Raw genomic sequence first — 13089 nt, forward strand, 5'->3', positions numbered from 1 at the left:
GCGGCGTTCGGCCAAAAGGACCCGCATCCGCCCAAGGCTGATGGCAACAAACCAGCCCAGCATGGCAAATGCCATGAGGAGCAGCGGGGTCAGCATTGACGGGTCAATTGACGGGCCGCCGAAGCGAAAGACGCTGGCGCCCTGGTGCAGCGTGTTCCACCAGTCGACCGAAAACTTGATGATGGGCAGATTGATGACGCCGACCAGCAGCAGAACGGAGGCGGATTTGCTGCCCCTCTCGCTGCGCTCGAAACCGTCGGCGAGGGCGATGTAACCGATATAGAGGAAAAAGAGGATCAGCATCGAGGTCAGCCGCGCATCCCAGACCCACCATGTTCCCCACATGGGCCGCCCCCAGAAGGCGCCGGTGACAAGGCAGATCAGCGCAAAGCCCGCGCCGGGCAGGGCCATCGCCCGGGAGGCGATATCGGCAAGCGGATGCCTCCAGACAAGAAAGAAAAACGCCCCCAGGGCCATGGCGAGATAGCCCGCGAGTGCCATCCATGCCGCCGGAACATGGATATACATGATGCGGACGGTCTCCCCCTGCTGGTAATCGGCGGGCGAGTCAAAAAAGCCGTAATAAAGGCCGGCCAGGCCGCAGAGGATGAAAACGCCCCAGGCCAGCGGTTCAATGACCGAGGCGATCTTCAGGAATCGGGTTGGATTGGCGAGATAGTCGAACATGGCACAAGTAAGGGCTATCCCAAAATCTGAACAATGAAAAGGCGGTATTTTTACGCAGGGTGCGAGTATATCCAATAAGAATCGATTTGAAACATTAAAAAATACCTATATATTAGGATGCATATCATACGCCCTGATTCAAGGTCTTAAGGTTAAGGTCTTTGATTTGGGAATCAAACGGGGCGGGATACGGCATAAGCCAGCAAGACAAACGCCATGGATGTGATTGAACAGGCAAAGATCGAACGTGCTGCGGTGATCGCCCAAGCGCTTTCCCACGAAGCCAGGCTCCGTATTTGTGCCATGCTGCTCAATGGAGAGGCTTCCGTTACGTCGTTATGTGAAAGGCTTGGCTCGCCCCAGCACAGGGTCTCGCAGCATCTGGCCATTCTCCGGCGTGCCGATATTGTGACCACACGGCGTCAGTCGCGGCAGATTTTCTACTCGCTCACCGATGGTCTCGTGGCCGCGCTGGTAAAGACATTGCTTAACCGGCCCAATTCAGAACGGCATTCCCTGAAAGGTCTGCATTTTGAGGCGGGACGTTTTGCTGAAGCTGGCCGGTCGTGACCGTCATGAAGAAGCACCTCGACATCTTTTCCGGATCATGGCTGAAAATCATGATGGCGGTTGCGGCCCTGCTGTTCTGCAGTGCGGCTTCATCTGATGTGCCATCCTCCACGCGGATGATTATGGTGACATCCGCACATTGCCCCTGGTGCCATGCTTTTGAAGAAGAGGTGGGCCAGTTCTATGACAGAACCCCCGAATCGAAGGTCTACCCCATATTGCGCGTCGATATAACTGATCAGCTCCCCGCCGAATTTGCCGATCTTGATCCGTCATATTATACGCCGACATTCATTTTTGTGCGTGATGGTGAGGAGCAGGGGCGAATCGAAGGTTATCCCGGCCAGGAGTTATGGTGGTGGCGAATCGGAGAATTTCTGCCCGAATAAAAAGGGTTGCCCGGATTTATCCGGCATGGATTTTGGCTGCTCAAAGCTCCAGCCAAATGACCCGTCCTTTATAATACCGCCTTGAGATTACCAGTATATATGTACATTTTTCAGCCACATATTTTAAAGCCACATAATATTGACAAAAAATTTGATATGGGACAGGATAATTGAAACAAAATCCACATTGGGGGGATATATGCGCAAGTTTCTTACCCTTACAGCATTATGCTTTATTGCTGTGTCGGCTCATGCCGCAGGTAATAAGGTCATTGAAGAAGGCCTTGTTATCTATACGATCACTGACGATGTGTCGATCAATGACTCGTTAACAGGGTACGCCGGGGACCCTGCCAATGGCCGTAAAGTGGCCATTGACCGCAAGAAGGGCAATTGTCTGGCCTGCCATGTGATGCCGATTTCCGACCAGCCCTATCACGGTGAGACGGGGCCGTCCCTATTCGGTGTCGCCAACCGTTATTCCGAGGGCGAGTTGAGGATGCTGGTTGTCAATTCCAAGGTCGTCAACCCGGATACGATGATGCCGGCCTTCTATCGTGTGTCCGGTTTTACCAGAACCGGAAAGAAATTCGTGGGCAAGTCCATCATATCGGCAGAGGAAGTCGAGGATGTTGTTGCCTATCTGTTAACCCTAAATAAGGATGAATAGGAACTAGGACAATGAAACAGAGACTTGTTTTAAATGAAGTGTCCCGGCGTCATGCGCTTGGTCTTATCGGCGGCACCATCGCCATGTCCGCGGTTGCCATGCCCGTGTTTGCTGATGCGGCCAGCGTCGCTGCCAAGGTCAAAAAACTGACGGGCGGTGCCGGAACGGCGCAAGATGGTATCACGCTGGATCTCCCGGAAATCGCTGAAAACGGCAATGCCGTTAAAGTCGGTTTTGAAATTGACAGTCCCATGACCGAGGGGAGCTATGTTAAGGCCGTCCATGTGATGGCTGATGGCAATCCGGTGCCGGACGTGGCCAGTTTCAACTTCTCGCCTGCCAATGGCGTCTGCATGGCAACGACCCGTATGCGTCTCGCCAAGACACAGAACATCATTGTTCTGGCTGAGATGAGCGACGGCAGTTTCCGTCAGGCCCAGTCCCAGGTCAAGGTAACCATCGGCGGCTGCGGCGGCTGATCATTCAATCAGGAGTAAAACAATGGCTAAAGTAAAACCACGCGTTAAAGTCCCGAAGACAGCTGAAAAGGATGAGATCCTTGAGATCAAAGCTCTGATTGCGCACCCGATGCATACCGGCCGCGCCAAGGATAAACAGGGCAATGTCATCCCGCGCAAGATCATCAACAAGTTCAAGGTGCTGTTCGAGGGCAAGGAAGTCTTCTCTGTCGATATGGAGCCGGCTGTTTCGGCTAACCCATATGTCTCGTTTCCGTTCAAGGCCGAGAAATCAGGCACATTCGAATTTGTCTGGACGGAAGATGGCGGTGCCGAATTTACCGTCAGCAAGAAAATGGCGGTATCCTGATCAGGACACTCGTTAAAGCTTTCAGGGGGTAAGGAACATGCTGAAACAGGTAACACTCACAATCGCGGCGGGGCTCATCGCAGGAGTTGCTTTTGCGGCCGATACGCCGGATACGCCATTTCATAACGGAACGGCCAACATCATTGAGCCAGGCGATGAGAGCAATCCTTTGGGGGAACTCATCTCCGGATATGATTTTCGCCAGCCCGAGGTTCGTGAAATGCAGGATGATGAATTCTCAAACCCGGGTATGCTGACCGTTGAGCACGGGATGGACATCTGGGAGATGCCCGATGGCTCAAAGGGCAAATCCATGGCTGATATCTGGAAGAAATGCTCCGGTGTTGATGCTGAAGAGGCCGGTGCCGTCTATCCGCGTTACCATGACGGGGCGGGTAAGGTGATCTCGCTTGAGCAGCAGATCAACTATTGCCGCGAGAAATTCATGGGCGCTGAGCCCTATAAGTGGGAAAAAGCCGATATGCTGGGCATGACGGCCTTTATCCGTTACATGGCCAATGGCAAGCCTGTCAAAGTTGATATTTCAGGACCTGCCGCAACCACCTTTAAGAAGGGTGAAAAGCTCTATTATACGCGTCTTGGCCAGCTTGATGTGGCCTGTGCCCATTGCCATGAAACCAATTACGGCAGTTACATCCGCGCGGACATGCTCTCGCAGGGTCATACCAACGGCTTTCCGACCTATCGGGTGAAGTGGAACGGTATCGGTTCGGCCCAGCGCCGCTTTCGTGGCTGCAACAACAATATCCGTGCCACAAGGCTGCCCTACGGTCATGAAGACTATGTTGCGCTGGAGTTGTATCTGGCCTGGCGTGGCAGCGGACTCCCTGTCGAAACCCCGTCCGTCCGCCAGTAAAATAACATTCAGAAAGTCCTCCTGTCACAGCGCGGGGGGATTTTTTTCGATCTATATACATAACAAATGATATATGTATTAGCATGTTGAATTTATTATGTTTTGTCATGCTGGCGGACAGGCGAGCGCAACAGAAAGGGCGTCATGCTTGATATATCTATCGGAGCGGCAGTTATTGCAGGGGTCCTGAGCTTTTTCTCCCCCTGTGTTTTACCGATCGTCCCCGGTTATCTTGGCTATCTGAGCGGTTTAAGCAACGCCAACGGCGACACAGAGGTCGCTGCGACGACACAGCGGTTTCGGCTCGTCATGGCATCGGTGTTCTTCGTTGCCGGATTCATAACCATCTTCATGCTGATCGGCCTGTCTTCTTCATACCTTGGCAGCGTCATGGCACAAAGCATGCCGTGGCTGCAGCAGGTCGCCGGGGTGGCGATTATCATTCTCGGGCTGTATTTTCTCGGCCTTTTGCCGGTGGGGTTTCTAAGCCGCGATTTGCGTTTCATGCCGAATTTCAAATCCGGCGGCGTGATTTCAGCCTATCTGGTCGGGCTGGCTTTCGGATTCGGCTGGACACCGTGTGTGGGGCCGGTGCTGGCGACGATCTTTCTGGTTATTTCGACTTCGACAGAGGGCGGCATTGGCGTGGGCCTGCTCCTTGCCTACGGGCTTGGAATCGGTGTACCTTTTGTTATTGTGGCATTGTTTGCGGATCTGTTTATTCGCCGGTTTAGCAGCATGACAACGGTTATGCCGGTCGCTAAAATGGTCCTTGGCGGGCTGATGGTGCTGACGGGGCTGGCCATGGCAACAGGCTATCTCAATAGGATCGGTTTCTGGATGCTAAGTCAGTTTTCAACCTTTGGAGCAGTGGGGTGACAGCTATGTTGAATAAAATCAAATATACATTGATTACTCTTATGATTCTGGCCGGGGGCGGCGTGGTCCATGCCGGCGATCTCACCCCGACCAAGGGCGATGATGGAATCTACCATTATGACTGGTATCATCAGTCTTTCCTTGAAATTGGCGATGACATTTCAGAAAGCCTCGATGAGGGTAAAATCCTGATGGTCAAATTCGATCAGCAGGGATGCATTTATTGTGAAAAGGTCGCGCTGGAAGTTTTAACCGAGCCGGCGATCAATGCTTATGTCCGCGAGCATTTTGTCGTTGTTCAGCTGGATATTTACGGCAACCGCGATGTGACAGACCTTGATGGTGAAACGCTTCCCGAAAATAAGATGTCCCAGAAATGGGGCGTCGTGTTCACACCGACGATCTATTTCGTTGGCATGCCGACAGATGCCGACACCCTGCCGGAAGCCAGCAATGCCACCATGCCCGGAGCCTTTGGCAAGCTCACGTTTCTCGGTTTCCTGCAATGGATACGGGAAGAGGGCTATAACGGCGATGAGCCGTTCCAGAAATATTTCGGCCGCCGGATAAATGATATCCGGGCCGGGATTGACGCTGCCCGCGCCGCAGCGTCCTAGAGAATTAAGAAAGGGTGAATGTCGATGGAAACGAAGAAAAACAAAGTCACAACTGCTGAAAGCGGTAAACTCTCACGCCGTCAGGTGCTTGGCGGGGCCGCTGTCGCTGCCGGCGGGCTGGCTGCGCCGGCGCTGGCTAAAGCCACAGAGGTGAATCCGGAAAACCTGCCGCCGAACGTCTCCGAATGGACGCCGTATCTCGGCCCCGGTGTCGATGTGACCCCCTACGGGATGCCGTCAGAGCATGAAGCCCATGTCGTCAGGCGCTGGGTTGAGTGGCTCACGGCCTCTGCTGAATCCTCGGTGAACTTTACCCCATTGCAGGATCTCGATGGAATCGTCACGCCGAACGGGCTTTGCTTTGAACGTCACCATGGCGGTATACCGGATGTGGTCCCCGCCGATTACCGGCTGATGATCAATGGTCTGGTCGACCGGGAGCTGCTGTTCACGCTGGATGAGCTGAAACGTTTCCCCCAGGTTAACCGCTTCCACTTTCTTGAATGCGCGGCCAATGGCGGTATGGAATGGCGCGGTGCACAGTTGAACGGCTGCCAGTATACGTTCGGTATGGTTCATAATGTCCAGTATTCGGGCGTCCTCCTTTCTGACATTTGCCGTGAAGCCGGTGTCAAACCGGAGGCAAAGTGGGTTCTGGCCGAAGGCGGTGACTCTGCGGGCATGAACCGTTCTGTTCCCATTGAAAAAATCCTTGATGACTGCATGATCGCCTATTCGATGAACGGGGAGGCCCTGCGTCCCGAACAGGGATATCCTGCCCGCCTGGTTGTTCCGGGCTGGGAGGGGAACATGTGGGTTAAGTGGATCCGGCGTCTTGAATTTGGTGACATGCCCTACATGGCCCGTGAAGAAACATCAAAATACACTGACCTGATGGACGATGGTAAGGCCCGGATGTTCACCTGGGTCATGGATGCAAAATCCTGTGTCACATCGCCGAGCCCGGAAAAGCATCTGCTGTACAAAGGACAGAACCTGCTCAAAGGCCTGGCCTGGTCCGGCCGCGGGAAGATTTCCCGCGTCGACGTTTCACTTGACGGCGGCCGGAACTGGCAGACTGCCGAGTTGCATGATCCGGTTTTGGATAAATCGCTGACGCGGTTCACGATGCCGTTCCAGTGGAACGGGGAGGAGCTGCTGGTCCAGTCCCGTGCCATGGATGAAACGGGTTATGTCCAGCCGACCATTCAGGGACTTCAGGCGGAACGCGGTGTCAATTCGATATACCATAACAACGCCATCGCAACGTGGCAGGTGAAGTCTACGGGGGCAGTCGAGAATGTTCGCATCGGTTAAATCAAAGGGACTCGCCGCCCTGATTACCATCGGCCTTATGGCAGCTGCTCCCGTGCTGGCTTCTGAACGGCCGTTCAATCTTGGATCTATTGCCACGCCGGAACAGGTTGCAGGCTGGGATATCGATGTAAGGCCTGACGGCAAAGGCGCACCGGCAGGCTCCGGCTCAGCCCTTGATGGTGAGGAAGCCTACACCGACCTCTGCGCATCCTGCCACGGGGACTTCGGTGAAGGCGTCGACCGCTGGCCGGTACTGAGCGGGGGGTATGATTCGCTTTCCACCCATGATCCGATCAAGACGGTCGGCAGCTACTGGCCCTATGCTTCGACGGCTTATGACTACATTTACCGGGCGATGCCCTTTGGCGATGCCCAGTCCCTGTCAGCCGATGAAACCTACGCAATCGTGGCCTATATCCTCTATATGAATGACATCATTGAAGAGGATTATGTTCTCAGCAACGAGAATATCGGGACGATAGAAATGCCGAACCGAAATGGCTTTGCCCTGCCGGACCCGCGCCCCGATGCGCAGGTTTCAGCAGAGCCGTGCATGAAAAACTGCGATGTCTCAACTGAAATCATCGGCCGTGCCCGTCTCATTGACGTGACGCCGGAAGATACCAGTCAAACCAACATTAACTAAGGATGGATATGATGAAGAAGTCATTTTGTGCAATTGCTGCGGCCGTTTTTCTAAGCTTTACCGTCAGCCAGCCGGCTTTGGCGGCGGGGGATGCCGCTGCCGGGGAGAAAGTTTTCAGGAAGTGCAAGGCCTGCCATGTGGTCGACAGCGATAAAAATAAAACCGGCCCGCACCTGATTAACATTTTCGGCCGGACCGCCGGCAGTATTGAGGGTTTCAAAAAGTATTCCAAAGCCATGAAAGAGAGTGGCATTGTCTGGGATGAGGAAACGCTTGACGGCTATCTGGAGGCGCCAAGAAAATACCTCAAAGGCGGGCGCATGGCCTTTGCCGGTCTTAAGAAGGAAAAGGACCGCGCCGATATCATCGCCTATCTGAAGCAGTTCTCTGATCAGTAAGCTCACACAAGGGGAGGGTCATATGAATAACTCACGCCGGAAATTCTGCCAGAATGCGGCTCTTGCCGTTGCGGCTACAACCCTTCCCCATCTGCCTTCCCCTGTGATGGCCAGCACGGTCAGCCTTGGTGCGGCCCGTGTCAGCAGTTTTTCGGATGGCCTGATGTCCATTCCGGCGTCAATGCTGTTTGAGACCGAAGGCCACCCCGAAATTGCAGCCAAACTGGATGCCAGCAGCGGTGCGAAACGTCCGCTGAATGTCACCTATGTTGAAATGGGGGAGCGCCGCATCCTCTTTGATGCCGGGAGCGGGGCCAATTTCCTTCCCGGTCTCGGAGAGTTGCCTGCTGTTTTGGATGAAGCTGGAGTGGATATGGCCGAGATTACGGATGTCGTCTTCACCCATGCCCATCCCGATCACATCTGGGGCGTCCTGGACGATTTTGACGATCTGGCGATGCCTGATGCCGCCTATCACATGGTGCGGCAGGAATGGGATTTCTGGTATTCCGATGATGCCCTTGCCGTCATGCCGGAAGGGCGGGAGAGTTTTGCTGTCGGAGCCAAATCGCGCATGGAGGTGATGGAGGACCAGGTCAGCCTGTTTGCGTTTGGCGATGAAATTCTGCCCGGCATAGAGGCGGTGGATACGACCGGCCATACGCCCGGCCATACCGCCTTTGTGCTCCATGAGGGGGGAGAAAGCCTGATGATAGTTGGCGATGCGCTGACGCATCCGCTGATTTCCTTCGAGAATCCAAAATTCCGCAATCTGAGCGATATGGATGCGGATGCCGCCGTGAAATCACGCTTAACCCTGCTTGACCGCCTGCATGCCGAAAAAATGCCCCTGATAGGGTATCACCTGCCGCAGCCCGGTTTAGGCCATGTCGAGAAGGCTGCCGGTGCCTGGCGCTACATTCCAAACACATAACATAAAGGTTGAGATCTATGTTTTCACGTCGTGAATTTATGCAAATGGCGGCCGTCACCGGGGCAACCCTTGGCGGTATCGGCAACTGGAGCCGTCTTGCGGCCCAGCAGGCCATGTCGATGGGCGATTTGCTCAAATTTGACACCAAGGGGCAGGTGACACTGCTGCATCTGACCGACCTTCACGCCCAGCTGAAGCCCGTCTATTTCAGGCCTCCTTCGGAAAACTTCGGTGTCGGGGCTTATGAAGGCATTCCGCCGCATCTCGTGGCTGAAGATTTCCTTGACCATTTCGGAATCTCTCCCGGGACGCCGCTGGCCTATGCCCATACCATGGTTGATTATGTCAATCTGGCCAGAACCTATGGCCGTCTGGGCGGGCTTGACCGTATGGCAACACTGATCAAATCCATTCGTGCCGATAGGGGTGATGACAAGGTGCTGCTGCTCGATGGCGGTGATACCTGGCAGGGGTCCTACACCTCGCTTAAGACCAATGGCCAGGATATGGTTGATGCCATGGCACTGCTTGAACCGGCCGCCATGGTCGGTCACTGGGAGTTTACCTTTGGCGTGGACCGTGTAACGGAAATTGTCGATGAGATGGGATACCCGTTCCTCGGCGGCAACGTCTTTGATACGGAATGGGATGAGCAAGTGTTCGACAGCACCGCTTTCTTTGAGCGCGGCGGGGTCAAGGTGGCTGTTATCGGCCAGCATTTTCCCTATACGCCCATTGCCAATCCGCGATACATGGTGCCTGACTGGTCGTTCGGCATTCGCCCGGAGCTCATTCAGGAAAATGTCAATGCCGCGCGAGATGAAGGTGCTGAAGTCGTCGTTCTGCTCTCGCATAACGGTTTTGATGTTGATCAGAAGGTCGCTGCCACTATTGACGGGATTGATGTCATTCTTACGGGTCATACCCATGATGCCGTTCCGGAAGCGATCAAGATCGGCAAGACTTTGGTCCTGTCTTCGGGATCTCACGGCAAATATCTCGGCCGGGTTGATCTTAAGGTCGAAGGCGGCGGGGTTGTGGATGCCAGCACCGGGCTGATCCCTGTATTCAGTGATGCCATCACCCCTGATGCCGAAATGAAATCCTATATCGACGGCGTGCGTGCACCGCATGCGGGCGAACTTGACCGCATCATCGGTAAGACGGAAAATCTGCTTTATCGTCGCGGTAATTTCAACGGGACCTGGGATGATTTGATCTGTGACGGTATTCGTGAAGAGCGTGATGTGCAGATCGCCCTCAGTCCCGGTTTCCGCTGGGGAACAACGCTTCTGCCCGGCCAGGATATCACCATTGATGATCTCTATGCCCAGACAAGCATGAGCTACCCAAAAGTCTACCGCACGGAAATGACAGGGCAGCAGCTCCATGAAATTCTCGAGGATGTCTGTGACAATCTGTTCAATGTCGATCCGTTCTACCAGCAGGGGGGTGATATGGTCCGGGTTGGCGGCATGTCCTATACATGTGCGCCTAAGGCCGCCATCGGCAAGCGAATCACTGATATGAAACTAACCGAATCCGGCGAAAGCATAGATCCCACCCGCAGCTATACCGTGGGCGGATGGGCTTCGATCAACGAGAATGTTGAAGGCCCGGCAATCTATGATTTGATGGAAGGCTATATCAGCCGGAAGAAGAATATCTCCATGCCCCTGAACCAGACAGTAAAAATCGTCGGCATGGGGTAAGGCCCGCATTTAAGGCAAACACCAGAAAAAAAGGCGGCCCGAAAGCCGCCTTTAATTTATTGAATTGATCCCCGATCAGGAGAACATGTCGGCTGAGATACCCTCATACCAGCCGACTGATTCTTTGTAAGTTGCCTCACGAAGCTGGCTGGATTCATCATTCTGGGAGATGAACTTGTCAACAACCTCAATCTTTTCCTTACCGGCCTTATAGTTGGCGCCGACTTTGACGCCGTCATTGGTTGCAATGAGGCTCCAGCAGGTATTGGCAAAACGTGCGTCAAAGACACGGCTGTCTGTTAGTGCGCCGCGGATGGCATTGGCGGCAACCTTGGCCTGGCTATTGGCCGAGAATCCGGATTTAGGCATCGCGGATGCCACTGAGGCGTCACCGAGAACATGGATGTTCTTATCGGCACGTGAAGCCATGGTGGCCGGGACAATCGGGCACCAGTCGCCGTCATTGACGCCCGCTGCCATGGCGATGGAGCCGGCGCGCTGTGCAGGAATCACACATGCGGCATCAGCCTTGAAGGTTTCAAGATCGGTTTCGATTTCCATCGTTGAAGGGTTGACCCTCTTAATGCCGCCATGGATTTCAGGGTTAAGCCATTCAACCATGCCCGAGTAATGCTTCTCCCAGCCGGCCGTGAAGAGTCCCTGCTTGGAAAACTTCTCTTTCGGATCAACAATGATGATCTTTGCTGTCGGATTCGATTTCGACAGCAAATGGGCAATCATTGAGATACGCTCATACGGGCCGGGCGGGCAACGGTATGGATTTGGCGGCGCGACCATCACGAAAGTTCCGCCCTTCTTCATGTTCATGACCAGATCACGGAGGACCTGAACCTGTGTTCCCGATTTCCACGCATGCGGCATGCGTGTCTGGGCTTCCACGGAATAGCCCGGGACACTGTCAAATTTCATGTCGATGCCGGGTGAAAGCACCAGTTTATCATAGGATATCTTCGCTCCGCTGGAGAGGTTCAGGGTCTTCCGGGAACCGTTGACGGAAGTGGCCCATTCATGGACGACATTGACACCATGATTGTTGGAAAGACTGTCATAGCCATGGCCAATCGAGTCATAGTTACGGAAACCGCCAAGATACAAATTGGAAAAGAAGCAGCTGTAATATCTCTTGCTGGCTTCAACGAGGGTGACATCAATGGCCCCCTTTGAATCCTTTGCAATGTAGCGTGCTGCGGTTGCTCCGCCGGCACCGCCGCCAACAACCACCACTTTGGGTGTTGCGCCGAAAGCCAGCGATGGCATGGCCAGTGCCCCGGCAGATGCAGTGATAATGCCAGTAAATTTTCTTCTGGAAATAGTCATGGTATCCCCCCGTTAATTGTTAAAATCTATCTATCTTGAGAATAATGATACACAGAGACGCTTTTTGCATACAAGTTTATTTTAATATACATGCGAAATTTAATATATTTTATTCGAGTGCGGGCAACGAGGCAAAATAGACGGCCAGCGAGGCAATTTGCTCATCATCAAGCCGTCCGGCAACCAGCTGCATGACCTTGTTCTCTATTTCATTGTTTTTATAGGAATAAATGACGGTGATAAACACTTCGGGATCGAGTCCCTGGATGGCAGGAATGCCTTCATCCTTGCCGGCCTGATGGTGACAGGTTACGCATTCCCCGGAGAGATATTCGCCATAACCCTGATCGGCCTTGCCGAGGATGGCCTCGATGTCATCAACGGCAAATGCCGGTGCTGCCAGAACAGCCAGAAGAAAAGCGGCTAGGAAGTTTTTCATGACAATGCTCTCAGGAGATCCACCACCACGGTAAAAGATAACATCATTGATTCCTTGAGTCGATACACCCTCTCAGGCTCCCTCTCAGACACCTTCTCAGACACCCTCTCATATCTGCAGGCGGGATCATCCCCTATTGGGATCAATATCAAACTCTGCCAGCATCGGCTGGTGGGCACGCTGTGAGCAGCCTTCCCTCAGGCAAAGGTGGCAGTTGATGCCGATTTCTGAAAATTTGATATCCTTGCGCGCATAGGGGGTTGCATAGATGAGCTTGTCACAATGCTCGATGCTGCATCCGAGAGCCAGCACCAGCCGTCTGTCCTGAGTTTCACTGCTGAATGCCGGACGGTCTGTTGTCCTGGCGAGAGTGAAGAAGCGTTCACCATCAGGCAATTCAACAAATTGCGGGATGATAACCCCCGGTGTCCTGAACGCCGTGTGCAAATTCCAGACAGGGCATGCGCCCCCGTATTCCGCAACCTGAAATGACGTCGCATTGAACCGTTTGGTGACGTTGCCGGCCTTATCGACACGAAGGAAGAAAAAGGGGATGCCCTCATTTCCATCCCGCTGGAGTGTTGTCAGCCGGTGGCAGGCCTGCTCAAAGGAAACACTGAACCGCGTGGCCAGGCGGTCAATGTCATAGTCTGTTTCCACGGCCTTGGTGATAAAAGCCTCATAAGGCATGAGCAGGGATGCGGCAAAATAATTAGCCAGCTCGATTTTACAGCGGGACCGGACAGACGACCGTGTATCAGGCAGGCGTGACATAATCTTATCCAGCA

General features: G+C 53.8%; 17 protein-coding genes. 13 read left to right on the top strand and 4 right to left on the bottom strand.

Annotated features, from left to right (window positions below; all coding sequences use genetic code 11):
* A partial coding sequence (locus V6Z81_10070; protein MEG9862811.1) for a heme ABC transporter permease occupies positions 1–687 on the bottom strand: 687 nt, incomplete at its 3' end.
* Positions 688–903: 216 nt separating this feature from the next.
* On the opposite strand from V6Z81_10070, the gene V6Z81_10075 reads away from it, so the two are divergent.
* The 13 genes from V6Z81_10075 (at position 904) to soxB (ending at position 10524) form a co-directional block, all read left to right on the top strand.
* Positions 904–1257 (top strand): metalloregulator ArsR/SmtB family transcription factor, encoded by a 354-nt coding sequence (locus V6Z81_10075; GenBank protein ID MEG9862812.1) that lies wholly within the window; start codon positions 904–906, stop codon positions 1255–1257.
* A gap of 5 nt (positions 1258–1262) precedes the next feature.
* Positions 1263–1646: a thioredoxin family protein gene (locus tag V6Z81_10080; GenBank protein ID MEG9862813.1), complete on the top strand. Its 384-nt coding sequence runs from the start codon at positions 1263–1265 to the stop codon at positions 1644–1646.
* A gap of 199 nt (positions 1647–1845) precedes the next feature.
* Positions 1846–2316: a sulfur oxidation c-type cytochrome SoxX gene (soxX, locus tag V6Z81_10085; protein ID MEG9862814.1), complete on the top strand. Its 471-nt coding sequence runs from the start codon at positions 1846–1848 to the stop codon at positions 2314–2316.
* An 11-nt stretch (positions 2317–2327) separates the two neighbouring features.
* Entirely contained in the window at positions 2328–2795 is a 468-nt protein-coding gene (gene soxY, locus V6Z81_10090) for a thiosulfate oxidation carrier protein SoxY (protein ID MEG9862815.1), read from the top strand.
* A 22-nt stretch (positions 2796–2817) separates the two neighbouring features.
* Entirely contained in the window at positions 2818–3144 is a 327-nt protein-coding gene (soxZ, locus tag V6Z81_10095; protein ID MEG9862816.1) for a thiosulfate oxidation carrier complex protein SoxZ, read from the top strand.
* A gap of 37 nt (positions 3145–3181) precedes the next feature.
* Positions 3182–4021, top strand: coding sequence for a sulfur oxidation c-type cytochrome SoxA (gene soxA / locus V6Z81_10100; protein MEG9862817.1), 840 nt, complete (start codon positions 3182–3184; stop codon positions 4019–4021).
* A gap of 144 nt (positions 4022–4165) precedes the next feature.
* Entirely contained in the window at positions 4166–4900 is a 735-nt protein-coding gene (locus tag V6Z81_10105; GenBank protein ID MEG9862818.1) for a cytochrome c biogenesis protein CcdA, read from the top strand.
* Positions 4901–4905: 5 nt separating this feature from the next.
* Positions 4906–5517 carry a thioredoxin family protein gene (locus V6Z81_10110; protein ID MEG9862819.1) on the top strand — a complete coding sequence of 204 codons (612 nt, stop codon included), beginning with the start codon at positions 4906–4908 and terminating at the stop codon, positions 5515–5517.
* A gap of 18 nt (positions 5518–5535) precedes the next feature.
* Entirely contained in the window at positions 5536–6834 is a 1299-nt protein-coding gene (gene soxC / locus V6Z81_10115; GenBank protein MEG9862820.1) for a sulfite dehydrogenase, read from the top strand.
* On the top strand, positions 6818–7480 hold the full coding sequence (locus tag V6Z81_10120) for a cytochrome c (protein ID MEG9862821.1): 663 nt from the start codon (positions 6818–6820) through the stop codon (positions 7478–7480). Before soxC ends, V6Z81_10120 begins: the two co-directional genes overlap by 17 nt.
* A 2-nt stretch (positions 7481–7482) precedes the next feature.
* Positions 7483–7878 carry a cytochrome c family protein gene (locus V6Z81_10125; protein ID MEG9862822.1) on the top strand — a complete coding sequence of 132 codons (396 nt, stop codon included), beginning with the start codon at positions 7483–7485 and terminating at the stop codon, positions 7876–7878.
* A 22-nt stretch (positions 7879–7900) separates the two neighbouring features.
* Positions 7901–8812: an MBL fold metallo-hydrolase gene (locus V6Z81_10130; protein ID MEG9862823.1), complete on the top strand. Its 912-nt coding sequence runs from the start codon at positions 7901–7903 to the stop codon at positions 8810–8812.
* A gap of 17 nt (positions 8813–8829) precedes the next feature.
* Positions 8830–10524 (top strand): thiosulfohydrolase SoxB, encoded by a 1695-nt coding sequence (soxB, locus tag V6Z81_10135; protein MEG9862824.1) that lies wholly within the window; start codon positions 8830–8832, stop codon positions 10522–10524.
* A gap of 75 nt (positions 10525–10599) precedes the next feature.
* Here soxB and V6Z81_10140 read toward each other — a convergent pair whose 3' ends face one another.
* The 3 genes from V6Z81_10140 to V6Z81_10150 form a co-directional block, all read right to left on the bottom strand.
* The gene (locus V6Z81_10140; protein ID MEG9862825.1) at positions 10600–11862 is read right to left on the bottom strand and encodes an FCSD flavin-binding domain-containing protein; all 1263 of its coding nucleotides are present in this window, start codon (positions 11860–11862) and stop codon (positions 10600–10602) included.
* A 109-nt stretch (positions 11863–11971) separates the two neighbouring features.
* Positions 11972–12301: a hypothetical protein gene (locus tag V6Z81_10145; protein MEG9862826.1), complete on the bottom strand. Its 330-nt coding sequence runs from the start codon at positions 12299–12301 to the stop codon at positions 11972–11974.
* 126 nt (positions 12302–12427) lie between these two features.
* The coding region (locus V6Z81_10150; GenBank protein ID MEG9862827.1) for a short-chain fatty acyl-CoA regulator family protein at positions 12428–13089 on the bottom strand (662 nt) is incomplete at its 5' end.

It is taken from the genome of Parvularculales bacterium (genome assembly GCA_036881865.1).
In the GTDB taxonomy this organism is placed as follows: domain Bacteria; phylum Pseudomonadota; class Alphaproteobacteria; order JAPOUT01; family JBAJNM01; genus JBAJNM01.

What these genes read in the sequence shown, in the direction of transcription:
- soxZ (MEG9862816.1), top strand. Translation starts at nt 2,818, where the DNA reads ATGGCTAAAGTAAAACCACGCGTTAAAGTCCCGAAGACAGCTGAAAAG.
- V6Z81_10140 (MEG9862825.1), bottom strand. Translation starts at nt 11,862, where the DNA reads ATGACTATTTCCAGAAGAAAATTTACTGGCATTATCACTGCATCTGCC.
- V6Z81_10080 (MEG9862813.1), top strand. Translation starts at nt 1,263, where the DNA reads ATGAAGAAGCACCTCGACATCTTTTCCGGATCATGGCTGAAAATCATG.
- soxB (MEG9862824.1), top strand. Translation starts at nt 8,830, where the DNA reads ATGTTTTCACGTCGTGAATTTATGCAAATGGCGGCCGTCACCGGGGCA.
- soxA (MEG9862817.1), top strand. Translation starts at nt 3,182, where the DNA reads ATGCTGAAACAGGTAACACTCACAATCGCGGCGGGGCTCATCGCAGGA.
- V6Z81_10105 (MEG9862818.1), top strand. Translation starts at nt 4,166, where the DNA reads ATGCTTGATATATCTATCGGAGCGGCAGTTATTGCAGGGGTCCTGAGC.
- V6Z81_10125 (MEG9862822.1), top strand. Translation starts at nt 7,483, where the DNA reads ATGGATATGATGAAGAAGTCATTTTGTGCAATTGCTGCGGCCGTTTTT.
- V6Z81_10145 (MEG9862826.1), bottom strand. Translation starts at nt 12,301, where the DNA reads ATGAAAAACTTCCTAGCCGCTTTTCTTCTGGCTGTTCTGGCAGCACCG.
- soxX (MEG9862814.1), top strand. Translation starts at nt 1,846, where the DNA reads ATGCGCAAGTTTCTTACCCTTACAGCATTATGCTTTATTGCTGTGTCG.
- V6Z81_10120 (MEG9862821.1), top strand. Translation starts at nt 6,818, where the DNA reads ATGTTCGCATCGGTTAAATCAAAGGGACTCGCCGCCCTGATTACCATC.
- V6Z81_10075 (MEG9862812.1), top strand. Translation starts at nt 904, where the DNA reads ATGGATGTGATTGAACAGGCAAAGATCGAACGTGCTGCGGTGATCGCC.
- V6Z81_10110 (MEG9862819.1), top strand. Translation starts at nt 4,906, where the DNA reads ATGTTGAATAAAATCAAATATACATTGATTACTCTTATGATTCTGGCC.
- soxC (MEG9862820.1), top strand. Translation starts at nt 5,536, where the DNA reads ATGTCGATGGAAACGAAGAAAAACAAAGTCACAACTGCTGAAAGCGGT.
- V6Z81_10130 (MEG9862823.1), top strand. Translation starts at nt 7,901, where the DNA reads ATGAATAACTCACGCCGGAAATTCTGCCAGAATGCGGCTCTTGCCGTT.
- soxY (MEG9862815.1), top strand. Translation starts at nt 2,328, where the DNA reads ATGAAACAGAGACTTGTTTTAAATGAAGTGTCCCGGCGTCATGCGCTT.